The sequence below is a fragment of the Alphaproteobacteria bacterium HT1-32 genome, from assembly GCA_009649675.1.
In the GTDB taxonomy this organism is placed as follows: Bacteria; Pseudomonadota; Alphaproteobacteria; order Rhodospirillales; family HT1-32; genus HT1-32.
The window spans coordinates 328,488-353,706 of the sequence record WJPL01000002.1; the positions used below are offsets into that span (position 1 = coordinate 328,488).

Sequence of the window (25,219 nt, forward strand, 5' to 3'; positions counted from 1 at the left end):
TTGAGAGAGTGACCGGACGGATTCCGGATAGCGTAACGCTGAACATTCAGCATTGTCTGTAAATTCATCATACAGGATATCTGTCCGACCGTGCACGATGCTTTATGCGACAATCAAGAATATTTGAAACAGGCGGCGGGCAGAATGGTAAAGATGCCCGGATCATCACGCCGACTGCATCTGAGGCTTGCCCGCAGGGATCATTCCTGCGATCCAGAAAGCTTATGGATTCAATTACATGCGAGTGCCGACCATGACTGCTGATAACCGACCGATGTCCGGTCTTCGTGTCCTTGATATCGCCAGTTTCATTGCTGCCCCGTTTGCGGCGGCAATCATGGGAGAGTTCGGCGCGGATGTTATCAAGATCGAACTGCCGACGGGTGGTGATCCCTGGCGGCGTTATGGTACGCCCACGGAACAGCCAAACAGTTCGCTGGCCTGGCTGACCGAAGCGCGGAACAAAAGGTCGATCACGCTTAACCTGCGCGACCCGCGTGGCAGCGAACTGTTCAAGCGTATGGTGGCCGAGGCCGATGTGGTGGTGGAAAATTTCCGCCCCGGAACATTGGAGAAATGGGGGCTGGGCTGGGATGTGCTGAGTGCCATAAATCCCGGGCTCGTTCTGCTCCGCGTCTCCGGTTATGGCCAGACCGGTCCTTATCGTGACCGGCCGGGTTTTGCCCGTATTGCCCATGCCTATGGCGGGCTCACACATCTGGCCGGTAACCCCGGTGAGACACCGGTAACGCCGGGGTCAACGTCACTGGCCGATTACATGACCGGTATGAACGGCTGCATCGGTGTGCTGATGGCGCTGCGACACCGGGATGCAACAGGCGAAGGGCAGGTTGTCGATTGCGCCCTGTATGAAAGCATTTTCCGGGCGCTGGACGAAATTGCACCACGTTATGCCCGTGACGGGTTTGTCCGTGCACCGGAAGGCTCGGGCACCGTGAATGCATGCCCGCATGGCCATTTCCCGACAGGCGACGGCAAGTTTATGGCGATTGCCTGCACAACGGACAAAATGTTCGAGCGGCTTTGCATTGCGATGAACAGACCGGACCTTGCCACGGCTTATGGCAAGCAGCCGGACCGGCTGGCAGGGCGTGAAACCGTGCTGGCGGAGGTGATTGCCTGGACCACCTCGATGGACCGGGATCAGGTCATCGAAATCTGTACCGAGAATGGCGTTCCCGCCGGTGCCGTCAATTCCATCGCCGACATCTTCGAAGATCCGCATTTCAGGGACCGGGGTACCCTGACGACCGTTGATGTGCCGGGTGTGGGTGATGTGGTTGTACCGGGTGTGGTGCCCCGTCTGTCAAAGACACCGGGGGAAGTGACTTCGCTCGGGCCTGTGCTTGGCGATGCCAATGACGCTGTATATGGCGACTGGCTTGGTCTGAGCGATGAGGAGCGGAAGACGCTCAAGGCAGAGGGAGTGATTTAGCGCTTTACGGGAAGCCCGGTCAGCAGCCCCGCCAGTTTCTCGTTTACCTCACCCGGACGTGGAGAATGTCCGCCGAAGTCGAGTTCTGTCTGAGGGCGCTTGCGCAGGATCAGTTCAATTGAAGATTCGCCGGTCGGCGTCAGGGTCTGGTCGAATCGGGGCAGTTTATAGCGATAGGTGGCGTTCAGCAGTTCCACTTTCACGATTTCGACCGCCGGTGAAATACGCACGACCGTATCCAGCAGGTTGATGGAGCGCGGGCTCCAGCTTTTGGTCTTGTGGATTGTGAAAGTCCAGCGATGTCCGGGGGCGAAGGTTGACGGAAAACGGCCCTGTTCATACAGATCTTCATCGGGCAGGGTCAGCACCAGATGCCCGCCCGGTTTCAGGACCCTGAACCAGTTGGCCAATGCCTGTTTCGGATCTTCGACACGGGCCAGCGCCTGAACGCAGTGAACGAAATTGAAGCTTTCATCCTTCAGGTCGGCCAGAGTCTGGACATTGCCGTCATCCGGGCCCCAGGCACGGACGCTTTTCAGTTTCGGAAACAGCTCGTTGTAGAGGCCGAGCGGATCGTTTCCACCGAGGATATCAAGCCCGACACCAATGAAATAACGGTTGGCAAAGTTCGGGTCATGCAGCCGTCTCTGAATGGCTTTTGAAGTTTCCTTCATACGGATTACCCCCCTGTCGGGGCGGGGGCTATCATGCTGACAACCTCGCCGTTTTTCTGCCAGTCCGGCTGTAGCAGCGGCATCAGCTGTTCGACAACCTGATCCGGATGAACCTGCCGGCTTTCCGGCTCGCCGGGGAAGCCGGAGGCGCGCAGGGCAGTGCGGGCTGGCAAGGGGGCAAACAGGTTGGTGCGGACGCTGGTTTCCGCTGTTTCCATAGCATGGGTTCTGACCAGGCTTTCGAGCGCCGCCTGTCCTGCCGCATAGGCCCCGAAGAAGGGCTGGGAGCCACCGCTGTAGCCAGAGGTCATGAAGACAGCACGACCGGCATCGGATTGCAGAAGCAGGGGATGGAAGACTCGCAAAAGCCGCCAGTTCGCGGTGACATTAACCTGCAGGATAGAGTCCCAGATCTTTGGTGCGAGATGGGAAACCGGGGTCAGTTCACCCAGAATACCGGCATTGCCGACCAGAATATCAAGTTTCTTCCAGCGCTCGTAGATTGATGCGGCCATATGGTCGATCTTGTCATGCTCGCGCAGGTCGAGCGGGACGAGCGTTGCTGATCCGCCGGCGGACTGAATATCATCGTCGACTTCTTCCAGTGCGCCGACGGTACGGGCTACAAGGATGACATGCGCACCGTCACGGGCCAGCCGCCTGGCGGTTGCGGCACCAATACCACGAGAGGCCCCGGTGATCAGGGCAATCCGGCCGTCGAGAGACATGTTCAGGATCGCTCCGACAGCAGGGACAATTGGGCCGGTGCCTTGCCGGACTTGCGGTCAAAAACCGTGATCGGATATTCGCCGCTGAAGCAGGCATCACAGAATTGCGGGCTTTCATTGTTTCGACCGGCCTCGCCCATGGCACGATACAGTCCGTCCATGGAGATATAGGCGAGGCTGTCGACGCCGATTTCGCGTGCCATGCCGGCCAGATCAAAGCGAGAGGCCATCAGTTCCTCTTTCTCCGGTGTGTCGATTCCGTAATAGCAGGGATGCGCGGTTGGCGGGCTGGAAATACGCATATGTACTTCTGCCGCTCCGGCGCGACGTACCATCTCGACAATCTTGCGGGAGGTGGTGCCGCGAACGATTGAATCATCAACCAGAATGACCCGCTTGCCTTCGATGATCGCCCGGTTGGCGTTATGTTTCAGCTTCACACCAAGATGACGGATATTGTCTGTCGGTTCGATGAAGGTTCGTCCGACATAATGATTACGGATGATGCCAAGTTCGAAGGGGATACCGGATTCATGGGCATAGCCGATTGCCGCAGGGACGCCTGAATCGGGGACGGGGATGACAACATCAGCCTCGACACTGCTTTCGCGGGAAAGTTCGGCACCGATATGCGTGCGTGCATCATAGACAGACTTTCCCTCAAGGACGCTGTCGGGTCGGGCAAAGTAGATATATTCGAATATGCAGAAACGGTGCTTCTGTTTCGGAAAGGGCTTGATGGACTGAATGCCGGTTTCGGTGATGACCACCATTTCGCCGGGATCAATATCGCGGATATAGTCGGCGCCGATGATGTCGAGCGCACAGGTCTCGGATGTCAGCAGGTAAGCGCCATCCAGCTGTCCGAGAATCAGCGGGCGGACACCGTGCGGATCACGTACCCCGACCAGAGCCGTATCGGTCATGGCAAGAAAGGAATAGGCACCTTCAATCTGGCGGGTTGCGTCAATGATACGGTCGACGACGCTCGTCTGTTCGCTGATGGCGACCAGGTGAATGATGGTCTCCGTATCCATTGTCGACTGGAAGATGCAGCCGCGTTTCACAAGACGTTTACGCAGATCGATGGAATTGGTGAGGTTGCCGTTATGGCAGACCGCGAAACCGCCGAAGCTGAGTTCGGCAAACAGCGGCTGGACATTCCGCAGGATCGTATCGCCGGTTGTGGCATACCGGTTATGGCCGATTGAACAGGCCCCGGGGAGTTGCTTGATGACATCGTCGCGACCGAAGTTGTCTGCGACATGGCCTAGGCCCCGGTGGGTGTAATACTGACCATTTTCGTGATTGTAGGAGACAATGCCGGAAGCTTCCTGTCCCCGGTGCTGCAGGGCGTGCAGACCAAGAGCGGTCAGCGCAGAGGCATCGACATGGCCTAAAATGCCGAACACGCCGCATTCTTCATGCAGCTTGTCATCGTCGAAGGGGTTGGTATGGCCTGTCATGTCACGCTCCGGGATGCGTTGTGCATTACTGCGTTTGCTTCATCAGTTCGTCGGCTTTTTTGCGGTCGTCTGAACTGTATCCGCCCTGTGCTTCGTCCTTGCCTTTGGCGGGAGGTGGTACGACGAGCTGTTCAAACAGCCTGCCGCCATCAAGTGCGCCCTTCAGCTTGCTCTTCGCGTCATCTGCCGCTTTGGCGCCCGCACGTTCGCTGTTCGGTGCCAGCCCGCGCAGGATTTTAGCGCCTTTTTCCGCCAGGGGGGCCGTGCGGGTGTTGGTCAGCCAGCCCGGCTGATCCTCAGGCGGAATGGTCCAGCTGATGAGCATCCAGCCGAGACAGACAATGACGCCGCCGCGGACAATACCGAACAGAAAGCCCAGTGACCGGTCGACTGCATTCAGGGCGCTTTCCTGCACCCGGCGTGAAACCGCACGGGTGAACAGCGATAACAGCGCCAGAGTCACAACAAAAAGGATGATCCCGGCTGCAATGTCTGCCGTCTTCTTGTTGGCAATCAGTTCCTGTAGATAGGGGGAAAGTTCGCCATAGCCATACCAGGCAGCGAATATGGCACCAACCCAGCCGGCGACAGCCAGAACTTCGTGCACGAAACCGCGAAAAAAGGCCAGACCGCCGGATAAGACGATCAGCACCAGAACGGCGATATCGACGATATGGTCGGGCCAGTTACTCATAATCGGATTCACTCTGTCGCAGGCCACCGGCGCGCTGGGCTATGCTGGCGACCAGATCGGCAACATGGCTGACGGTTTCCAGGGCAATTCCGTCCGTGGATTTGACTTTGTTTTTCTTCATATCCGGCGTGACTGCCCTTTCAAAGCCGAGTTTCGCCGCTTCCCGTAATCTTGCGTCGGCGCGTCCGACAGCACGGACTTCGCCGCCGAGGCCGATTTCACCGAAAACGACGGTCCGTTCCGGCATCGCGCAATCAGCCTGTGCACTGACCAGAGCCGCAGCAACGGCAAGATCTGCAGCAGGTTCGCTGATGCGATAGCCACCGGCGACGTTCAGATATACGTCACACCCGCCAAGGGCAAGGCCGCAGCGGGCTTCAAGCACCGCCAGGATCATGGCCAGTCGTCCGGAATCCCATCCGACAACGGCCCGGCGCGGTGTTCCGAGGGAAGATGAGGCCACAAGTGCCTGAATTTCCACAAGGACAGGGCGGCTGCCTTCCATACCGGCAAAGACGCAGGCTCCGCTGACTTTCGAATCCCGGTCGCCGAGAAATATTTCGGATGGATTGGCGACTTCGCCAAGCCCGCCTTCGGACATTTCGAAAACGCCGATCTCGTCTGTCGGGCCGAATCGGTTTTTTACGGCCCGGAGGATACGAAACTGGTGCGACCGGTCGCCTTCAAAATACATGACGGTATCGACCATATGTTCCAGTACCCGGGGGCCGGCAATGCCGCCGTCTTTGGTGACATGACCAACCAGAAACAGGGCGAAACCCACGCGCTTGGCAATGCGGACCAGTTCAGCGGCTGACGACCGTACCTGGGCAACCGTGCCGGGCGCAGAGTCGAGATTGTCGAGGAACATGGTCTGGATGGAATCGATGATGACAACCGATGGGGCAGGGCCTTCCTGCAGGGTTGCAATGATGTCGCGGACATTCGTTGCGGCAGCCAGTTCGAGCGGTGCATCGGAAAGCCCCAGACGAAAGGCCCGCATCCGGATCTGGTCTATCGCTTCCTCACCGGAAATATAGATGGCACGGGAGTTTCTTGAAGCCTGTGCAGCCGCCTGCAGCAGCAGGGTTGATTTGCCGATGCCGGGATCGCCTCCGATCAGAATGGCTGATCCGGGGACAAGTCCGCCGCCGCTGACGCGGTCCAGCTCTGAAATGCCGGTCGGTCGTCGTGGTTCTGTGGCAGAGGCCCCACTCAATGGCACCAGGTTGATCCGGCGTCCCTTTGTCTTGCCCAGTCCTTTCGGGACGGTCTCCGGCACAGCTTCTTCAACGATACTGTTCCAGGCACCACATCCGTCACAGCGACCTGCCCACCGGGTCGTGCTGGCACCGCACTCCTGACAGACATAACGGGAGGCGGATTTTTTCATGAATGCCCCAGAACCCGGATCGGACCATCCACATCGCCGCGGATGAACTGGTCCATAACCGGATTACCGCTGTCGCGGAGATCCTTGACCGGGCCACTCCAGGTGATCTGGCCCTCATAAAGCATGGCCACCCGGTCTGCGATGGCAGCAGCACTGCGCATGTCATGAGTAATGGTCAGCGCGGTAATGCCGAGATCCACAACGCAGTCTGCAATCAGATCGTTGATGACGTCAGCCATCAGCGGATCAAGACCGGTCGTTGGTTCATCGAACAGAACGATTTCAGGTTCGGTTGCAATGGCCCGCGCCAGCCCGGCGCGTTTCTGCATACCGCCAGACAGATCAGCAGGCGATCTGTCTGCAAGATCCGGAGCCAGTCCGACAAGCGCCATCTTTTCAATAGCCACTTCACGGGCATCCTTGCGGCGCATCCCCTTTTCCGCGATCAGGCCAAACCCGACATTCTCCCAGACCGGCAGTGAATCAAACAAAGCGGCCCCCTGAAACAGCACGCCGATCCGAGACATCATGGCGTCATGTGCGGTGCCGGTTGCGGCGGTGATATCCTCACCATCAATCAGGATTTCACCTTCATCAGCCTGTAACAGCCCCAGCAGGCATTTCAGGGTGACCGATTTGCCAGAGCCGGAGCCACCGATGATGGCGACCGATTCGCCATTCCCGATGGACAGGTCGACACCACGCAGGACCTTCTTTTTGCCGAATGACTTGTGCAGCCCCCGGATGTCTATTTTGGGCTGATCAGTCATATCAGGCGCCGAAGAAGAGTTCGGTGATGATGTAGTTGAACACCAGAATCAGGATAGATGCGGAAACCACGGCGGATGTAGTCGCCGCACCGACACCCTGGGCGCCACCTTTGGAGTAATAGCCGTGGTAACAGCCCATCAGGGCGACCAGAAAGCCGAAAGCGGCAGCCTTCACCAGTCCGGAAATAACGCCGATACCTTCAAGGGCATCCCATGTGCCGGAGATATAGACGGCAGGGTTGAAGCCCAGTTTATAGACGGCCACGACATACCCGCCGAACACTCCGATGATATCGGCGATCAGGATCAGGAAGGGCATCATGGTCAGCCCGGCTATAATTCTCGGCGCAACGAGATATTTCATGGGCTGAGTTGAAAGCGTGGTCAGTGCGTCGATCTGTTCGGTAACCCGCATGGTGCCAATCTCTGCCGCCATGGCAGCGCCGATGCGGCCCGCAACCATCAGACCGGCCAGCACCGGGGCAAGTTCACGGGTGACAGACAGCACAACAATTCTGGAGACGGAAGCTTCGGAGGCGATGCTGCCAAAACCTGTATAGCTTTGCAGCGCCAGAACCATGCCGGAGAACAGTGCCGTCAACCCGACGACAGGCAGTGAGAAATAGCCGATATCCAGCATCTGCCGGCCGATATGCCGGAAATAGAACGGCGGCCGGACGCAGTGCGAAAGGGCAATGATGGTGAAAACCGAAATCCGGCCGATTGCGGCCAGAAAGGCGATGAAAATTCGGCCAATTGGCGCCAGCGGGTTCATTGAGAATCAGATGTCCGGTAATGGCGATGATATCGTTCGCCGAGGGATGTCAGTATTTCGTAGCCGATAGTGCCGGCACGTCCGGCAATGGCGTCGAGAGGCTGGTTCGGGCCGATCAGTTCGATCAGCTGTCCGACTTTCCTGTGGCGTTCGGGAACTGCGGTAATGTCAAAGATGATGGTATCCATGGATACACGACCAACCATTGGCACTTCCATACCATCAATGAACCCAACCGCCGCACCGCTCAGCGCACGGAGGAAACCATCTGCATAGCCAACCGCAACGGTTGCAAGTACAGAGCCTTCCGGCGCTTCGAAGGCGGAACCATATCCAACGGGCCGGGGGGTGTCAATTTGACGGACCTGAAGTATTTTCCCATGAAGTTCAACAACTTGCCGCATCGGGTTGGTCTTTTCCGCTGTCGGGTTGACGCCGTAGAGGGCAACCCCGGGCCGGGAGACATCGCTGGTGAATTCATTGCCCAGAAACAGGCCGGAGGAATTGGCAAAGCTGGTTCTGCACATCGGCAATGCCTGCCGGTAGCTGTTGAACGCCTGCCGCTGGAGTTCATTCGTCGGATGGTCAGGCATGTCGGCGCAGGCCAGATGGGTCATCAGTCCGACCGGAGAGAGGCCGGTCAGGCGGTCAGGCTCAGCAATCAGGGTTTTTGCTTCCTGCTCATCAAGCCCCAGCCGGGACATGCCGGTATCGACATGTATCCATCCGGCCAGCCCGCTGCGCATCCGGCCAAGGCGGGCCCAGTTTGAGATTTCATCCAGACTGTTCAGGGTTGGTGTCAGTTTATGCTCAAGAAAAACCGGTGCCGTGCCGGGTATCAGTCCATTCAGGACGGTGATACCGGCCTCCGGCAGAATTTCCCGCAACTGTATGCCTTCGTGAATATGCGCCACAAAGAAGGTCCGGCAGCCGGCATCCCACAATACGGGGGCAACATGTTCGATCCCGAGGCCATAGGCGTTCGCCTTGACCACGGCACCACATTCCGCCGGTGCTGTCCGGCCCTGAAGCTGGCGCCAGTTCGCCGCAATGGCGTCCAGGTCGATGGTAAGAAACGCCCCGGCGATGTCATTTGCGGGACCGGAAGTAATCATTCGCTGAAATTGCCCTGATCGTGAAACTCATCCAGATCACGAAACTGCGTGATTTCGCCTTCAAAGTACATACGAACCGTACCTGTCGGCCCGTGACGTTGCTTGGCAATGATCAGTTCGGCGATGTTTCGCGATTCTTCCCGGCGCTGCTGCCAGCGTTCGACACGTGAATTATGGTGTTCATCCGTTTCACTGTCGCGTCGCTCTGGCGGCTCGTCGGACATGTAATATTCATCACGATAGATGAACATGACAACGTCGGCATCCTGCTCGATCGAGCCTGATTCACGAAGGTCAGAAAGCTGCGGGCGCTTGTCGTCGCGGTTTTCCACCTGACGGCTGAGCTGGGACAGGGCGATGACGGGAACGCTGAGTTCCTTGGCGAGTGCCTTCAGTCCCCGCGTGATTTCCGAAACTTCCTGCACCCGGTTTTCCACTCGCGTGCCGGGGCTGGCGCGCATCAGCTGAAGATAATCGACGACGATCAGGTCAAGGCCGTGAATACGTTGCAGCCGGCGGGAACGTGTCCGCAGGGCACTGACCGATAGTGCAGGTGTATCATCGATGAACAGCGGGATCTGACTGAGAACGGTCATTGCCTGTGTCAGGCGGTCGAAGTCGTCATCGTCAATATCACCACGCCGGAAGCGATCACCGGAAACGCCGGTGGCTTCTGCCATGATACGTGTGGCCAGCTGGTCAGCCGACATTTCGAGCGAGAAGAATGCGACAACGCCGCCATCCAGTTCCGGACCTTCCTCTCCCCGGTCCAGCGCATTACGCCGGGCCTGGGCTGCATAGAAGGCGACGTTGGTGGCCCATGATGTCTTCCCCATGGCAGGGCGTGCCGCAAGAATCAGCAAATCGGAAGGATGCAAGCCACCAAGCTTGTTATCGACATCCCGCAGACCTGTCGAAATACCACTGAGATGGCCGTCCCGTTTGTAGGCGGCTTCTGCCAGTTCGACGGCTTTTGTCGCGGCGTCATGGAAAGAGACGAACCCACGCTCTGATTCGCCGGAGGCTGCGAGGTTGAACAGTTTCTGCTCCGCTGCCTCGATCTGGTTCATTGCCGGTTCGTCGATCTTCGGCAGATAGGCCTCGTTGACCATGCCTTCGCCGAGATCAATCAGTTCACGGCGAATATGAAGGTCATAAACCTGCCGGGCATAGTCTTCCGCATTGACGATGGTGACCATCGAGGCCACCAGCTTCGCCAGATAGCGCTGCCCGCCGACTTCCCGGACAACCTCATCATTTTCCAGATAAGGGGCCAGCGTAATCGGGTTGGCAATCTGGCCACGTTCGATCAGGCGGCCACAGGCATCATAGATGCGGCCATGCACGGGATCGGCGAAATGTTCGGGGCGCAGAAATTCGGAAACCCGCTCATAGGCACGCTGGTTGCCAAGGATAGCCCCCAGCAAGGCCTGCTCGGCTTCAAAATTGTGCGGGGGGGTTCTTAAAAGACGCCCGTCATCGACGGCGTCATCAGTTTCCATCAGTGCATTTGCCATGCAGCAACCTACTCCCTGTTGCGGGTAGAATGCAGCATCAAGTTTTCATCAATCCGTCAGAAAACTCTGTTGACCCGGGAAAGGTTCACTATCGGTTCCATTCTGTCCCCGTTATTAATGTGGATAAGATGTGAATTGTTCAGAAATCACCGGATTGAAGAGGGGCAGATACAGGCCGGAAGCCGGCCATGCGGGACAGAGTCGAATCTGCGTCGCTTTCTTTCCCCGCACCCCGGTTTCGGTTACCCTGCGGGGACACAGTCACTCAGGGTTCATGCCATGCCAACCGTTCGCCCCCCCGCTGTCGCCGGAACCTTCTATCCGTCCCGTCCGGCGGAACTTGATGCGGCAGTGCAGTTTTATCTTTCGCAGGTCGAAGGTATTGCCGCGGTACCCAAGGCCATCATCGCGCCGCATGCCGGGTTTGTATATTCCGGTCCGGTTGCTGCCAGCGCCTATGCCCGCATTCGTCCGGCGCAGGACCGTATTCGCCGCGTCATTCTGATTGGCCCCTGCCATCGCGTCGCGATCGACGGTGTTGCCCTGCCGACGGTAGATGCCTTTCGCACCCCGCTGGGCGACATCCCGCTCGACAAGGCAGTGATCGAGAAAGTGCTCGACCTGCCGTTTGCCCAGAAATCAGACGAGGCGCATGCGCAGGAACATAGTCTGGAAGTTCACCTGCCCTTTCTTCAGCGTATCCTGACGAAATTCACGCTTGTGCCGATTGCTGCCGGACGGGCGTCAGCCGCGCAGATGGCGAAGCTTCTTGAAATGCTGTGGGGCGGTCCCGAAACCCTGATCGTCATCTCGTCCGATCTCAGCCACTATCATGGATATGATGAGGCGAAAAAGCTGGATGCAGAATCCTGTGCGGCTATCGAGTCCCTCGATTCAGGACCTCTGGATGGTGAACATGCCTGCGGACGTGTGCCGGTTAGTGGCCTGCTGGCACTTGCGAAGGCGCGGGGACTGTCGGCAAAGACTGTGGATATGCGTAACAGCGGCGACACCGCCGGGTCGAAAGACCGGGTCGTCGGATATGGCAGCTGGGTATTTGATGAAACGGAGAGCAGTGAAGGCTCCGCCGAAGCAGCCCATGCCGACGGTTTGCTGAAGCGCCACGGAGAAGCCCTGCTGAGGCTGGCGGCGAGTTCTATTGAGAACGGAATTATCAACGGGGCACCTGTGCATGTTGATCTGGAAGACTGGCCACAGGAATGCCGGGAGCCGGGAGCCAGCTTTATCACCCTGAAACGCAGCGGCAATCTGCGGGGCTGTATCGGCTCACCGCTGGCTCATCAGGCGCTGGCCCGGGACGTATCGGAAAACGCCTATAAGGCAGCTTTCAAGGATCGCCGCTTCAGGCCGCTGGATAAAGGCGAAGTGTCGGACATCGCGCTTTCAATCTCTGTTCTGACGAAGCCCGAAGAGATGTCCTTCGAGGATGAAGAGGATTTGCTGCGCAAGATCACACCGGGTGAAGACGGACTGATCATGATTGAGGGGCAGAAACGGGGGCTGTTCCTGCCGATGGTATGGGAAGGGTTGCCCGACCCCCGGTCATTCCTGAATAATCTGAAGCGCAAGGCAGGTCTGCCGGAAAATTACTGGTCGCCGGATATTCGCATTCAGCGTTTTCTTGCGCGCCAGCTGAAAGACACGGACCTCGAAAATCCCTATGCCATCTGGAACCGGGATGTCCGTTTCGGTCTTTGAAGCCAGAGTTTCCCTTGCAGACAGAGGTGTCTGCTGGAAGTGAAACATTTCCCTCCGGACACCATATCGCCTGTGGTGTTGGCTGATCTGATTTTCTAGGATCATAATTACACGCAATTGCAGACATAACCCGAGTTCAAGGACAGACAGACGGCATGATAAAGTTTGGTGTCGGCCAGCCAGTGCGCCGCAAGGAAGATCAGCGTCTCGTAACAGGTAGCGGCAACTATGCTGATGACGTCAGATATGACGGCCAGCATTATGCCGTGATGGTGCGCAGTCCCTATGCGCATGCCCGGATCAGGAAGCTGGAAACGGCAGATGCTTCCGGAATACCGGGTGTCGTCGCCATTCTGACGGCGAAGGAACTGGCTGAGGATAAGGTCGGGACGCTTCGTTGCCTCGCGCCGATGGAAAATATTGATGGAACGCCGCAGGCGACACCGCCACGGCAGATCATGGCGGCTGACCGGGTGCGCTTTGTCGGTGATATGGTCGCGATGGTGGTCGCAACATCCGTGGACGCTGCGCAGGACGCAGCCGAGGCCGTTCAGGTCGATTATGAAATGCTGCCGTCGGTCACTGACCTGGCATCCGCAATGGACAGCGGACAGCCGGAAGTCTGGCCGGAACATGTGAAAAATAACACAGCCTTCCACTGGGCCACGGGTGACAAAGACAAGGTCGATGCGGCTTTTGCCTCGGCAGCCTCGACCCACAAGGTCACGATTATCAATAACCGGGTCGTTGCCAATCCGATGGAACCACGCTCGGTTCTGGCGCGCTGGGATACCACGACCAACCGGCTGACCGTACATGGCTCAACCCAGGGGTCGCATTTCTGGAAGCGGGAAATCGCCAAGCTGCTGGGAATGGACCGCGAAGATATCCGCATTGTGACCGGGGATGTTGGCGGCGGCTTCGGCATCAAGATCTTCCTGTATCCGGAAGATGCCGCGGTTTCATGGGCCGCGCGTCGACTGAAATGCGCCGTCAAATGGACCTGTGACCGCTCGGAGCTGTTCCTGTCCGACGTTCATGGCCGCGATCATGTGTCGCATCTTGAGGCGGCCTGTGACGAGAAGGGCGTGATTGTCGGACTGCGATGCCAGACACTTGCCAATCTCGGGGCTTATCTGTCCTACTTCGCGCCAATGGTGGCGGCCTCACTGGGACATCCGATGCTGCCCGGCTGTTACCGGATGCAGGCCATTCATGCGGAAGTATTCGGTGTTTATACGCATTCCCAGCCGATTGATGCCTATCGCGGTGCCGGTCGTCCGGAAGCCGCCTATGCGATTGAGCGTATGGTTGATGTCTGTGCCCGCGAACTGGGGATGAGCCAGGGTGAATTCCGGCGCCGGAATTTCATCAGGGCCGAGGAAATGCCGTTCGCAACGCCACTGGAACATACCTATGACAGCGGCGACTTTGCCAGGAACATGGATGACGCCATGTCGGGCAGTGACTGGGAAGGTTTCGAGGAGCGTCGGGTAGAAGCCCGGACCCGCGGCAAATTACGCGGCATCGGGATGGCCAGTTACATCGAAATCTGCGGACGTGGTGGCCCGGAAAGCGCCCAGATTCTGTTTGAGAAGCCGGAACAGATCACAGTGCTGATTGGTACACAGAGCAACGGGCAGGGGCATGAAACGGCCTATGCCCAGCTGGTCGCGGAACGTCTTGGTGTGCCGTTCGACAGTATTCATATCGAACAGGGTGATACCGACCGTATTGCCACCGGGGCTGGCACCGGCGGATCACGCTCGATCCCGGTCGGTGGCGCGGCGCTGGATGCGGCGGCTGTGGTGGTGCTGGACAAGGCCCGCAAGGTCGCAGCCAACGCCATGGAGACGGCTGAAGCCGATCTGGAATTTTCCGAGGGTGTCTTCACGGTCGCCGGTACCGACCGGCAGATGAGCCTCTATGATGTGGCTGAAGCTGCGAAAGACCCGGCAAATCTGCCGGAAGGCGCAGAGCCGGGCCTGAACAGTATGGAGACCTTCAAGCCGGATGGGGGAACCTATCCGAACGGGTCGCATATCTGTGAACTGGAGATTGATCCGGAAACCGGCATGACCGAACTGGTCAATTACGTCATCGTTGATGATTTCGGCAATATCCTGAATCCGATCATGCTGGAAGGTCAGGTGCATGGCGGAACGGTTCAGGGCATTGGTCAGGCGCTTTACGAACGTACCGTGTTTGATGGTGACGGTCAGTTGCTGACCGGTTCATTCATGGATTATTGCCTGCCACGGGCCACGGATATTCCGCCCATCGACTTTTCGACCAATGTTGTGCCCTGTCTCAACAATCCGCTTGGCGTCAAGGGCGCGGGCGAGGCCGGGGCTATCGGTGCCTGTGCTGCGGTTATCAATGCAATCTGCGATGCGCTGGCGCCGGTTGGTGTCCGCACGGTTGATATGCCGGCGACACCGGAAGCGGTCTGGACTGCGATCAATCAGGCTGGCAAGGCGGCTGCCGAATGACGACGCTTCCGTTTCAGCCCGTTGATATTCTTGCCGATATCCGTGCCATTGCCATTGAAGCCGGTGACCGGATCATGGAGGTCTATGAAAGCGAATTCGATGTTCGCTCGAAAGATGACCATTCCCCGGTGACAGATGCCGACCATGCGGCCGATATCGTCATCCTGAAGTCATTGCAGGCACTGACCCCGCGCATTCCGATTGTCACCGAAGAACAGGTCGATGCGGGTAATATTCCGGATATTTCCGGTGGCGTGTTCTGGCTGGTTGACCCGCTGGACGGCACCAAGGAGTTCATCCGCCGTAACGGGGAATTCACAGTCAATATTGCCCTGATTGCAGACCGTCGCCCGGTTCTCGGTGTGGTTCACGCCCCGGCACTGGATGTCACCTATCAGGCAGCCTTTCCGGCGCCTTCCACAGTAGAGCGTGACGGTGGCCTGCCGGAAGTGATTGAAGCACGTATGCCGCCGCGCGGCGGGCTTACGGTCGTTTCCAGCCGCAGTCATGCCAATAACGAGGCTCTGTCGAACTTCCTGACCGGGGTTAAGGTGAAGCAGCGGATGACGGCGGGTTCTTCACTGAAATTCTGCATGATTGCAGAGGGCAAGGCTGATCTCTATCCCCGGTTTGGCCGGACAATGGAATGGGATGTTGCTGCCGCTCATGCGGTGCTGCTGGGTGCCAGCGGTGATGTGGAACTGTTCGAGGGCGGGCCGATGATTTACGGCAAGCCGGGATTCGAAAACCCCCACTTCATTGCCCGTGGACAGCAGGACTGACGAACGGAGAAACGCAGGCAATGACCAGTATTGTCGAGGCGTCCTCCACCGGTATCGACCGGGCGGCGGGACTGCTGCTTACCGGGGGGCTGGTCGCCTTCCCGACGGAGACGGTTTACGGGCTGGGGGCAGATGCCACAGATGACCGGGCCGTTGCGCGTATTTTCGAAGCCAAGGGTCGGCCAAGCTTCAATCCGCTGATCTGTCATCTCCCGTCCTTCGAAGCCGCGGCAGAACATGTTGTGCTGCATGACATGGCTCACGTTCTTGCGGAACGGTTTTTGCCCGGTGCCCTGACGCTGGTGCTGATGCGCCGGCCGGACTGCCGGGTTTCGCTGCTGGCCAGTGCAGGCTTGCCAAGCCTTGCCATTCGCATTCCGGCCCACCCCATTGCCCGGCGTCTGCTGGAGCAGGTCGGGCGCCCCGTGGCTGCCCCCAGTGCCAACCGGTCCGGGGGCATTACCTCCACCAGCGCGCAGCATGTGGCGAGCTCTCTCGGTGACGGACCCGATCTCATTCTCGATGGCGGGCCATGCCAGATCGGTCTGGAATCGACGGTGCTTGATCTGACCGGGGACCAGCCTGTTCTGCTCCGCCCCGGCGGCGTGACGCAGGAGGAGATCGAGAAACTGACAGGCCCGGTCAGGCTGGCGGCCAGCGATGACACAGCACCGAAATCCCCCGGCCAGCTGACCAGCCATTATGCACCCTCGCTTCCGGTTATGCTTGATCAGGTTTCTTCGCAACCGGGCGGCGTTCATCTTGGCTTTGGTGACAGTGACGGCGACCTGAATCTCAGCCCCACCGGCGACCTGGTGGAAGCCGCAGCCAATCTGTTTGCCATGATGCATCAGCTTGACCGGCGACCGGCCCGGATAATGACCATCGCCCCGATTCCCGATACCGGCCTCGGCCGTGCCATCAACGATCGCCTGACCCGTGCTGCCGCCCCTCGCGGGTGACGGGTGCTTTCAGGCATGGCACCGGAACGGGGGAAGTGGGATGATGACACAGATAAACACAGATAAACACGGATGGCCCCGGTAACCCGGGTATGATTGACGAATGAGGCCGGGCGCCTGTCTGGAAAGATGTATCGCGCCCTTTGGGCGCAGAAGTTCCGGTGTCTCTGCACACCACACGGACTTACACCAAGACCCCGGTTCCCAGAGCCATCCGTGTTTATCTGTGTTCATCTGTGTCATCCCAAAAACGGTCATAACCTGACACCGCCCTCTGTACAGGAAACGCCGGGGACAGTAGCTTCGCAGGGGGATGGGAGGCCTCCGGGGTTATGCAGACATTTGACTTCATCATTATCGGTGCGGGATCGGCGGGCTGCGTGCTGGCCAACCGGCTGACCGAGAGCGGACAGCACAAAGTTTGTCTGCTGGAGGCGGGTCCAAAGGACTGGCATCCATTCATTCATATTCCCGCAGGCTTCATGAAGCTGATGGATGATCCGGTCTTCAACTGGTGTTACCAGACCGAGCCGTCGGAATGGACGGGGGGAAGGTCAATTCCTGTGCCGCGCGGCAAAACGCTGGGCGGTTCCAGTTCGATCAACGGCAATATCTATTCCCGCGGCAACCGCGAGGATTTCAACAGCTGGGCACAGATGGGGAACCGCGGCTGGGGCTACGATGACCTGCTGCCCTATTTCCGTCGGGCGGAGACGAAGGTTGGTGGCGGTGATGACGTCTATCGGGGACGCGACGGTAATCTGCATGTCACGGATACCGACTGGACACATCAGCTGGCAGAGGCCTTCATCGCCGGGGCCGAAAGCCTCGGTATCCCCCGGAATGCCGATTATAATGGCGCCGAGCAGGAGGGGATCAGCTACACCCAGCGCACGATCTATCGCCGCCGCCGCATGAGTTCGGCCCGCGCTTTCCTGACACCCGTCCGGTCACGACCCAACCTTACCGTCATCACCTCGGCACAGGCTACGTCCCTGATACTGGAGGGGCGCAGGGTCACGGGTGTCAACTATCGCGTCGGCGGGCGTGACGGCGATAATCATAGCCTGCGGGCCAGCCGAGAGGTCATTCTGTCCGGTGGAGTCATCAATTCACCCCAACTGCTCCAACTCTCCGGTATCGGCGATCCGGTGCATCTGGCGGGCCTTGGCATTCCCGTTCGTCATGCCCTGCCAGCGGTCGGCCAGAACCTGCGCGACCATTATGCCCCACGCTTTACGGCGAGAGTGAAGAACAGCGACAGTATCAACCAGCGGGCACAGGGGCTGGGTCTGGTGCCGGAGGTGGCGAAATGGCTGCTGGGACGGCCCAGTGTCCTGTCGCTGCCGGCAACCCTGGTCTATGCCTTCTGGCGTTCCAACCCGGCCATCGCCAATTCAGACCTCCAGATATCCTTCATGCCCGCCAGCTACACCTCCGGTCGTCAGGCGGTCCTCGACAAGTTTCCGGGCATGTCCGTCGCCTGCTGGCAGCAGCGTCCCGAAAGCACCGGATATGTGAAGGCTCTGACCGGTGACCCGTTCGACAAGCCCTTGATTCAGCCAAACTATCTGTCGCATGAAACCGACCGTCAGGTTGTGCTGGCGGGTATGAAGATGGCCCGTGCCATCCTGAACAGCCCGGCCATGGCACCTTTTTTCGACGGTGAGGATTTCCCGGGTGAAGCGGTCCGCAGTGATGAAGACCTGATGGAAGCCCTCAAACAACGGGGGACCACCACCTTTCACCCCATGGGCACCTGCCGCATGGGCCCCGCCGATAACCCGACGACCGTCGTTGATGACCATCTGCGCGTACACGGGCTGCAAGGCCTGCGCGTCATCGACGCCTCCATCATGCCCAACATGCCGTCGGCCAATCTGAATGCCGGCGTCATCGCGATTGCCGAGAAAGGGGCGGATCTGGTTCTGGGATGAGATGGTGAACGGCTCTGTCTGTGATCCTGTAGCATGAGGTGATGGAGGATGAGTTTTAAAAATACGTTTGATATCTATCCGTTAGCTTGCCGCTCCGCAGCCCATCTGCCAAAATCCGGGCATCACGTTTCCCCATTCTACAGGCATCTCCCATGTCCCTCAGCGAAACCCTGACCTCGACGCTTGGCTCTGACTCATGGAGTGCAGACCCCGAGCGCATTGCAGCGCATCTGGAAGAGCCGCGGGGGCTGTGGCACGGGAAGTGCCAGATGGTTGTCTGGCCGCGTTCCACCGAGGAAGTCGCGAAGGCGGTGCGGGCCTGTGCGGAGTCTGGTACGCCAGTCGTGCCGCAGGGGGGAATGACCGGTCTGGTTGGCGGGGCAATTCCTGATGATTCCAATGCGGTCGCGATTTCACTGAAGCGTATGAACAAGGTGCGCCAGATTGATCCGGCGGATTACACGATGGTGGCGGAAGCCGGCTGCACCCTGCTGGAACTGCAAAATGCGGCGCGGGATGTGAACCGGCTGTTTCCGCTGAGCCTGGCGGCAGAAGGGACCTGTACCATCGGTGGTAATCTGGCGACCAATGCAGGGGGCAATACGACGCTGCGTTATGGCAATGCGCGGGAGATGGTGCTGGGGCTGGAAGTGGTCACGGCGACGGGCGAAATCTGGAATGGCCTGCGGAAGCTTCGCAAGGACAATACCGGCTATGACCTGAAACATCTGTTTATCGGGGCAGAGGGGACGCTGGGGATCATCACGGCGGCCAGTCTCAAGCTGTTCACCCTGCCACGCCATACACAGACTGCCCTGATCGCGGTGGAAAGCCCGGCGAAGGCGATTGAACTGCTGGGCATCCTGCGCGACTGCACGGGCGATGCGGTCTCGGCTTTTGAGCTGATGGAGCGTCGCTGTGTCGATTATGTCGTGAAACATGAATCCTCGATCAAGGATCCGTTTGCGGAGAGCTATCCCTGGTATGTGGTGACTAACATTGCCTCCGGTCGCCCGGTTCAGGATGAGGTGGAGGCCGCCCTGGGGGAAGCCTTTGAACAGGAACTGGTGCTCGATGCGGTGATCTCTCAGAACGAGGCGCAGGCCAAGTCACTCTGGGCCATTCGCGAGACCATTCCGCTGGTTCAGAAGCTGGAAGGTGTCAGCATCAAGCATGATATCTCCGTGCCCGTCTCGCGGATTGCAGAATTTCTTGAAGTGGCGACCAAGGCTTGTGAGGCAGAGATTCCGGATGTCCGCGTCTGCGCCTTCGGGCATGCCGGTGATGGCAACATGCATTTCAATGTCTCCGAGCCGGTCGGCCACCCGGATTTCCTCAGCTACTATCCGGTGCTGAACAAAATCGTCCACGATATTACGGTGTCGATGGATGGCTCGATCTCTGCCGAACATGGTGTCGGTGTCCTGAAACGGGCAGAAGTGGCCGAGCGGAAGCATGGGGTCGAGATGGACATGATGCGTGCCGTCAAGAAAGCCCTGGATCCGGCCGGTATCATGAACCCCGGCAAGGTGCTTTGAAGGGGCTTGATCTGTATCACCCCTGATCTGATCTGGGGCGCATCGACGCAGTTCTGCAGTTTGAAGCTGTGGAAGCGGGTTTGTGACGCAGTTTTTTGACACAGATGAACACAGATAAACAGGGATCGTCTCTGGGAAATGAGGGCATGGTGTAATATCTGTGGTGTGTGAAGGGGTTGGAATTTCTGCGCCCGAAGGGCCGATATATCTTTCCAGACAGGCGTCCGGACTCATTCATCAGTTATACCCGGGATACCGGAGCCATCCGTGTTTATCTGTGTTCATCTGTGTCATCGCCCCCCTTCCTTTTGCAGAACATGACATCCCCGGAAAACGGCGGTAACAACAATGAAGCAGACAGAATGAGGATATGAAGATGATTCCCTATACCGCACCGGTCGAGGATATGTGGTTTACGCTGGAGAAACTGGCGGGATTTGGGGAGTTGTCGTCGCTGCCCGGCTGGGAGGAAGTGACAGAGGACCTGGCACGGGCGGTGCTGGAAGAAGCCGGCCGGTTTGGTTCTGAGGTTCTTGCGCCGCTGAACTTCTCCGGCGATCAGACGGGCAGTGTTGCCGAGAATGGCGTGGTTCGTACGCCGGAAGGTTTTCGGGAAGCCTATCGCCAGTTCTGTGAAGGCGGCTGGAATGCGGTGCCGTTTCCGGAAGCGCAGGGCGGACAGGGACTGCCCTGGGCGCTGGCCTTCGCCGTGTCGGAAGTCTGGCAGGCATCGAACCTGTCTTTCGGTCTTTGCCCGCTGCTCAATCAGGGAGCCATCGAGGCGCTGCTGGAACATGGCACGAAGGCGCAGCAGGAGACTTATCTGCCGGGCATGATCGACGGTCGCTGGTCGGGCACTATGAACCTGACCGAGCCGCAGGCCGGATCGGACCTGTCACAGGTCAAGACCCGTGCCGTGCCGGAGGGTGACGCCTGGCGGATCACCGGTCAGAAAATCTATATCACCTATGGCGAGCACGATATGTCGGAGAATATCGTGCATCTGGTGCTGGCGCGCACACCTGATGCGCCGCCGGGGTCTCGTGGCATCTCGCTGTTTGTGGTGCCAAAATTCATCCCGGACGCTGATGGCAATCCCGGTCAGCGCAATGATCTGCGTTGTGTGTCGCTGGAGCATAAGCTGGGCATCAAGGCCAGCCCGACAGCCGTGATGTCTTATGGTGATGATGGCGGGGCGCTGGGCTGGATGGTGGGGGAGGAAAACAGAGGCCTTGCCTGCATGTTCACGATGATGAACAACGCCCGGCTGTCTGTCGGATTGCAGGGTGTGGCGATTGCAGAACGGGCCTATCAGCAGGCGCGTGATTACGCGACGGAACGGGTGCAGGGAAAATCGGCCAGTGGCGAGACCGGCGGGATCATTCATCATGCCGAGGTCCGGCGGATGCTGCTTGATGCGCGGGCGATGATCGATGCAGCCCGGGCCATTACCTATTTTGCCGCGGCTGAGTTTGATCGCTCTCACCGTCACACGGATGCTGATCGAAAAGCCCGGGCGGCGCGCAATGTGGAATTGCTGACCCCGATCGTGAAGTCATGGTGCACGGATATCGGCGTCCGGGTTGCTGATATCGGTGTGCAGATTCACGGCGGAATGGGATTCATCGAGGAAACCGGGGCGGCGCAGCATTATCGCGATGCCCGCATTCTGCCGATCTATGAAGGCACCAACGGTATTCAGGCGCTTGATCTGGTCGGACGCAAGGTCTCCCGCGATGGCGGGGCGGCGATGATGGCTTTTACAGCAGAGATTTCGGCTGATCTGGAGAAGCTGGGAACAGCGGAAGCCGGGCAGGTGAAGGAGGCCGTGAGGGCGCTGGAGATGGCAACAACAGAGATTGTTGCACATGGCAGCGATCAGAACTGGCTGGGTGCAGGGGCCTCTGCCTATCTGGAACTGGCGGCGATGGCCATTGGCGGCTGGATGATGGCGCGGTCACTTGCGGAAGCTGGAGGGGGCGAAGGTGGCGAGGCACGCCGACAGGCGGCAGCGCGACATTTCATCAGCCGGTTTTGCCGTCGTGCCGACGTACTGCGTCAGATTGCCTGTGGTGGTGCTGAGGACATGATGGCTCTGACCGCAGCAGATTTCTGAGGCAGGGCGCTGCGTTTCAACGTCAGGTGCAGGAAGAAATTAAGCCGGGCGCCGGAGGGGACTCCGGCGCCCGGATAGTGGCGTTAGCTTGCCCGGGATGAATCGATGTTGATGTAATTCACCACACGCTTCACGTCGGCAATGTTGCGGGCGACGTTCAGGACGGTGTTGAACTCAGCATCGGATTCGGCGATGCCGATGATATAGACCACCGCATTGACAACGCGGATGGTGTAGTTGTTTGAACTGACACCCTTGGTCGCCAGAAGTTTTGTTTTCAGTTTGCCTGCAATGGTCAGGTCACGGGTGGCGCTTTCCTCACCGGCAATCTGAATTTCGTTATGGACGGTTTTGACTTCCGGTGTTGAGCGGGCGACCCGTTCGACACTTTCCTTGGCATTTGCCGCGCCGGCTGTGCCGGTCAGCAGAACGCGCCCGTTATAGGCATCGGCGGTCACATCCATGACATACTGCGTGGAGAGATCTTCGACGCCCTTGCTGATTTTTGCCTCGACAGATTTATCGTCGAGAACTTCAGCGTTTGTGCGGTATTCGATGACAGAAGAGGCTCCGCTCAGCGAGGTTGTCTGGCAGGCAGCAACCAGCAGGGTCGCAGCAAGCGCGGCACCAAGGCGGAGAAGTCCGGTCTGTCGCAGAGGGGATGTCATGTTGTCTGTTCCTTCAAAATCGATATGTGGCGTGCATCGCTAGGACTGGTTGGTTACAATCTTCGAAACGCCGGATGTATTGTGACAAGAACGCCTGAATCCGGCTATAGGTTCCAAACACGGCAGAAATTTGTTCGCGCGACTGTTTCGGAAATGAAAAGCCTCGACCGATATATCACGCGACAGCTGGTTGCGGGAACATTTATGGTTGCCGCCGGCCTGACCGGCGTCATCTGGCTGATCCAGAGTCTGCGGATTATCGAACTGATCGTGACGCGGGGGCTGTCGCTGACAACCTTCCTGACGATGACCGTGCTGTTGCTGCCCAACTTTCTGGTCATCATCCTGCCGATCTCTTTGTTTGCGGTGGTTCTGTTTACCTACAACAAGCTGATTGTTGACCGTGAACTGGTCATCATGCGGACGGCGGGGCTGTCGAACTGGTCGATTTCTTCAGCGGCACTTCTTGTGGCCCTGCTGACCTGTTTCGTTTCCTATGCGCTGAACATGTACATCACTCCGCAGGCCTATAAACAGTTCCGGGTGATGCAGTGGGATATCCGGCAGGATGAAGCACAGATATTCCTGCGCGAGGGCGTGTTTAATGAAATTCGCAGCGGTGTCATGGTCTTCGTTCAGGAACGCTCAGCTTCCGGTGAGCTGATCGGCATCATGGTACATGACAGCCGGGATGAGACCCGGCCAACAACCTATATCGCGTCACGGGGTGCGTTGGTACAGACAACGACAGGCCCCCGGGTTGTCCTGGGAAAAGGCAGTATTCAGCGGGTTGAGCAACCCAGCAATCGCTATAATTTCGGTAGTTTTGACAGCTATACACTGGAGTTCGGGAGCGGTGGTGACGGTAAGGAAGCGGGAGAACGCTACCGGGAACCCAGAGAGCGCAGTATCGGCGAATTGTTTTCAGTCACTCCGGAAAGTGTTGGCGAACGGGATTTCGGGCGGATGCGCGTTGAGGGGCACCGGCGAATATATACGCCTTTGTCCGTTTTCGCTTATACGCTGATCGGTCTGGCTCTTTTGCTGACGGGACAGTTCAGCCGGCGCGGACATATCGAACGGGTCCTGCTGGCTGTTGGTATTGTCATCTTCCTGATGTCGGGTGACCTCGGATTGTCGACCCTTGCGGCTAAGAATCTGGCTCTGGTGCCGTTGCTCTATGTTGCGGCCGTGATTCCAATCATCCTCGCCGTTCTGCTGATTCAAAGTTCCAGTTCACGATTGTCGCCGCCCCGCCTGGTGCGGGTCATTCTCGGAGGGTCGTGACTGATGGCATCACCCTCATCGAGAAAATTGTCGGCGGTTTTGTCGGTCTATATCGGCTGGCAGTTTCTGTTCCATGTTTTCAGTGTTCTCCTGATCCTGCTCGGGATTATTTTCCTGTTCGATTTCATCGAGCTGATGCGGCGGGCGTCATCCCGTCCCGATGTCACCATCGGTCTGGTGGCGCAGATGACCCTGATGAAGCTGCCCCATCTCGGCATGCGAATCGTACCGTTTGCGATCCTGTTCGGTGGGATGGCCTGTTTCTGGCGGCTGACGCGGTATCATGAACTGATCGTCGCGCGTGCGGCAGGGGTTTCGGTCTGGCAGCTGATCCTGCCACCACTGATTGGGGCCGTGGCCATCGGAATGCTGCAGACAGCCGTCCTTAATCCGCTTTCATCACTTATGCTGTCGCATTACGAACAGCTGGAAAACCGGTTTTTCCGGGGGATCAGCAATGCACTGGATATATCCGGCTCCGGCTTCTGGCTGCGTCAGGGCAGTGATCTCGGGCAGGATGTGATCCATGCAAAGAAAGTTTATCAGCAGGGCGTTGATGTCGAACTGACGGATGTGACGATTTATCGTTTCAACACGGCTGATGAATTCACCCTGCGACTGGATGCAAAGTTTGCACAGCTGGGAGACGGGTTCTGGTATTTGCAGGATGTCTGGACCCGGGATCCGACCCAGGACAAACGGTCGGTTTTTCTGGATGAGCATTTCATCGATACAGACCTGACACTCGGCAAGATTCAGGACAGCTTTGCCACCCCGGAAACAATGTCATTCTGGTCACTGCCGGGATTCATCGAAGTGCTTGAAACAGCGGGCTTCTCGGCACTGCGACACAGACTGCATCTTCAGTCACTGCTGTCGACGCCATTGCTGCTCTGTGCCATGGTCCTGATTGCGGCTGCGTTCTCTCTGCGGCTGACTTTGCGGACTTCAGCCGGCTTTCTTGTTGTCGGAGGTGTCAGTGCCGGCTTTCTGTTATTCGTTTTCTCGGATATAACCCGCGCGCTCGGGTTGTCTGAAAGCATCCCGATCTTACTGGCCGCGTGGTCTCCGGCGGGTGTCAGCAGTTTGCTGGGGCTTGCTCTCTTGTTTCATCTGGAAGATGGTTAGGG

General features: G+C 58.2%; 20 protein-coding genes. 10 read left to right on the forward strand and 10 right to left on the reverse strand.

The window, feature by feature from the left end:
• The first annotated feature begins 253 nt into the window (after positions 1 to 253).
• The gene (locus GH722_13010) at positions 254 to 1,456 is read left to right on the forward strand and encodes a CoA transferase (protein MRG72682.1); all 1,203 of its coding nucleotides are present in this window, start codon (positions 254 to 256) and stop codon (positions 1,454 to 1,456) included.
• Here GH722_13010 and GH722_13015 read toward each other — a convergent pair.
• From GH722_13015 to GH722_13055, 9 genes are read right to left on the reverse strand one after another with little or no spacing between them, the layout of a single operon-like run.
• Positions 1,453 to 2,130 carry a methyltransferase domain-containing protein gene (locus GH722_13015; protein MRG72683.1) on the reverse strand — a complete coding sequence of 226 codons (678 nt, stop codon included), beginning with the start codon at positions 2,128 to 2,130 and terminating at the stop codon, positions 1,453 to 1,455. The genes GH722_13010 and GH722_13015 overlap by 4 nt on opposite strands.
• A gap of 5 nt (positions 2,131 to 2,135) precedes the next feature.
• The gene (locus GH722_13020; GenBank protein MRG72684.1) at positions 2,136 to 2,858 is read right to left on the reverse strand and encodes an SDR family NAD(P)-dependent oxidoreductase; all 723 of its coding nucleotides are present in this window, start codon (positions 2,856 to 2,858) and stop codon (positions 2,136 to 2,138) included.
• A gap of 2 nt (positions 2,859 to 2,860) precedes the next feature.
• Positions 2,861 to 4,324, reverse strand: coding sequence for an amidophosphoribosyltransferase (locus tag GH722_13025; protein MRG72685.1), 1,464 nt, complete (start codon positions 4,322 to 4,324; stop codon positions 2,861 to 2,863).
• A 25-nt stretch (positions 4,325 to 4,349) separates the two neighbouring features.
• Positions 4,350 to 5,018: a CvpA family protein gene (locus tag GH722_13030; protein ID MRG72686.1), complete on the reverse strand. Its 669-nt coding sequence runs from the start codon at positions 5,016 to 5,018 to the stop codon at positions 4,350 to 4,352.
• Positions 5,011 to 6,411, reverse strand: coding sequence for a DNA repair protein RadA (radA, locus tag GH722_13035; GenBank protein ID MRG72687.1), 1,401 nt, complete (start codon positions 6,409 to 6,411; stop codon positions 5,011 to 5,013). Before radA ends, GH722_13030 begins: the two co-directional genes overlap by 8 nt.
• Complete coding sequence (locus GH722_13040; protein ID MRG72688.1) at positions 6,408 to 7,181, reverse strand: ATP-binding cassette domain-containing protein; 774 nt, start codon at positions 7,179 to 7,181, stop codon at positions 6,408 to 6,410. The genes radA and GH722_13040 overlap by 4 nt, the downstream gene beginning before the upstream one ends.
• A gap of 1 nt (position 7,182) precedes the next feature.
• Positions 7,183 to 7,956, reverse strand: a complete 774-nt coding sequence (locus tag GH722_13045) for an MlaE family lipid ABC transporter permease subunit (protein MRG72689.1) — start codon at positions 7,954 to 7,956, stop codon at positions 7,183 to 7,185.
• Positions 7,953 to 9,071, reverse strand: a complete 1,119-nt coding sequence (gene alr, locus GH722_13050; protein MRG72690.1) for an alanine racemase — start codon at positions 9,069 to 9,071, stop codon at positions 7,953 to 7,955. The genes GH722_13045 and alr overlap by 4 nt, the downstream gene beginning before the upstream one ends.
• Complete coding sequence (locus GH722_13055; protein ID MRG72691.1) at positions 9,068 to 10,588, reverse strand: replicative DNA helicase; 1,521 nt, start codon at positions 10,586 to 10,588, stop codon at positions 9,068 to 9,070. Before GH722_13055 ends, alr begins: the two co-directional genes overlap by 4 nt.
• A 279-nt stretch (positions 10,589 to 10,867) precedes the next feature.
• Here GH722_13055 and amrB point away from each other — a divergent pair, with 279 nt between their 5' ends.
• The 7 genes from amrB (at position 10,868) to GH722_13090 (ending at position 22,134) form a co-directional block, all read left to right on the forward strand.
• Positions 10,868 to 12,307, forward strand: a complete 1,440-nt coding sequence (amrB, locus tag GH722_13060) for an AmmeMemoRadiSam system protein B (protein MRG72692.1) — start codon at positions 10,868 to 10,870, stop codon at positions 12,305 to 12,307.
• A gap of 155 nt (positions 12,308 to 12,462) precedes the next feature.
• The gene (locus GH722_13065; protein MRG72693.1) at positions 12,463 to 14,799 is read left to right on the forward strand and encodes a molybdopterin-dependent oxidoreductase; all 2,337 of its coding nucleotides are present in this window, start codon (positions 12,463 to 12,465) and stop codon (positions 14,797 to 14,799) included.
• Positions 14,796 to 15,581, forward strand: a complete 786-nt coding sequence (cysQ, locus tag GH722_13070; GenBank protein MRG72694.1) for a 3'(2'),5'-bisphosphate nucleotidase CysQ — start codon at positions 14,796 to 14,798, stop codon at positions 15,579 to 15,581. Before GH722_13065 ends, cysQ begins: the two co-directional genes overlap by 4 nt.
• Before the next feature lie 20 nt (positions 15,582 to 15,601).
• The gene (locus GH722_13075) at positions 15,602 to 16,543 is read left to right on the forward strand and encodes a threonylcarbamoyl-AMP synthase (GenBank protein ID MRG72695.1); all 942 of its coding nucleotides are present in this window, start codon (positions 15,602 to 15,604) and stop codon (positions 16,541 to 16,543) included.
• 332 nt (positions 16,544 to 16,875) lie between these two features.
• Positions 16,876 to 18,480, forward strand: a complete 1,605-nt coding sequence (locus GH722_13080) for a choline dehydrogenase (protein ID MRG72696.1) — start codon at positions 16,876 to 16,878, stop codon at positions 18,478 to 18,480.
• A gap of 152 nt (positions 18,481 to 18,632) precedes the next feature.
• Positions 18,633 to 20,018: an FAD-binding protein gene (locus tag GH722_13085; GenBank protein MRG72697.1), complete on the forward strand. Its 1,386-nt coding sequence runs from the start codon at positions 18,633 to 18,635 to the stop codon at positions 20,016 to 20,018.
• 376 nt (positions 20,019 to 20,394) lie between these two features.
• On the forward strand, positions 20,395 to 22,134 hold the full coding sequence (locus GH722_13090) for an acyl-CoA dehydrogenase (GenBank protein MRG72698.1): 1,740 nt from the start codon (positions 20,395 to 20,397) through the stop codon (positions 22,132 to 22,134).
• Positions 22,135 to 22,217: 83 nt separating this feature from the next.
• On the opposite strand, the gene GH722_13095 is transcribed toward GH722_13090, so the two are convergent.
• Positions 22,218 to 22,802, reverse strand: coding sequence for a BON domain-containing protein (locus GH722_13095; GenBank protein ID MRG72699.1), 585 nt, complete (start codon positions 22,800 to 22,802; stop codon positions 22,218 to 22,220).
• A gap of 24 nt (positions 22,803 to 22,826) precedes the next feature.
• On the opposite strand from GH722_13095, the gene lptF reads away from it, so the two are divergent.
• Both lptF and lptG read left to right on the forward strand, forming a co-directional pair.
• Positions 22,827 to 24,089, forward strand: coding sequence for an LPS export ABC transporter permease LptF (gene lptF, locus GH722_13100; protein ID MRG72700.1), 1,263 nt, complete (start codon positions 22,827 to 22,829; stop codon positions 24,087 to 24,089).
• A 3-nt stretch (positions 24,090 to 24,092) separates the two neighbouring features.
• On the forward strand, positions 24,093 to 25,217 hold the full coding sequence (lptG, locus tag GH722_13105) for an LPS export ABC transporter permease LptG (protein ID MRG72701.1): 1,125 nt from the start codon (positions 24,093 to 24,095) through the stop codon (positions 25,215 to 25,217).
• Positions 25,218 to 25,219 lie beyond the last annotated feature (2 nt).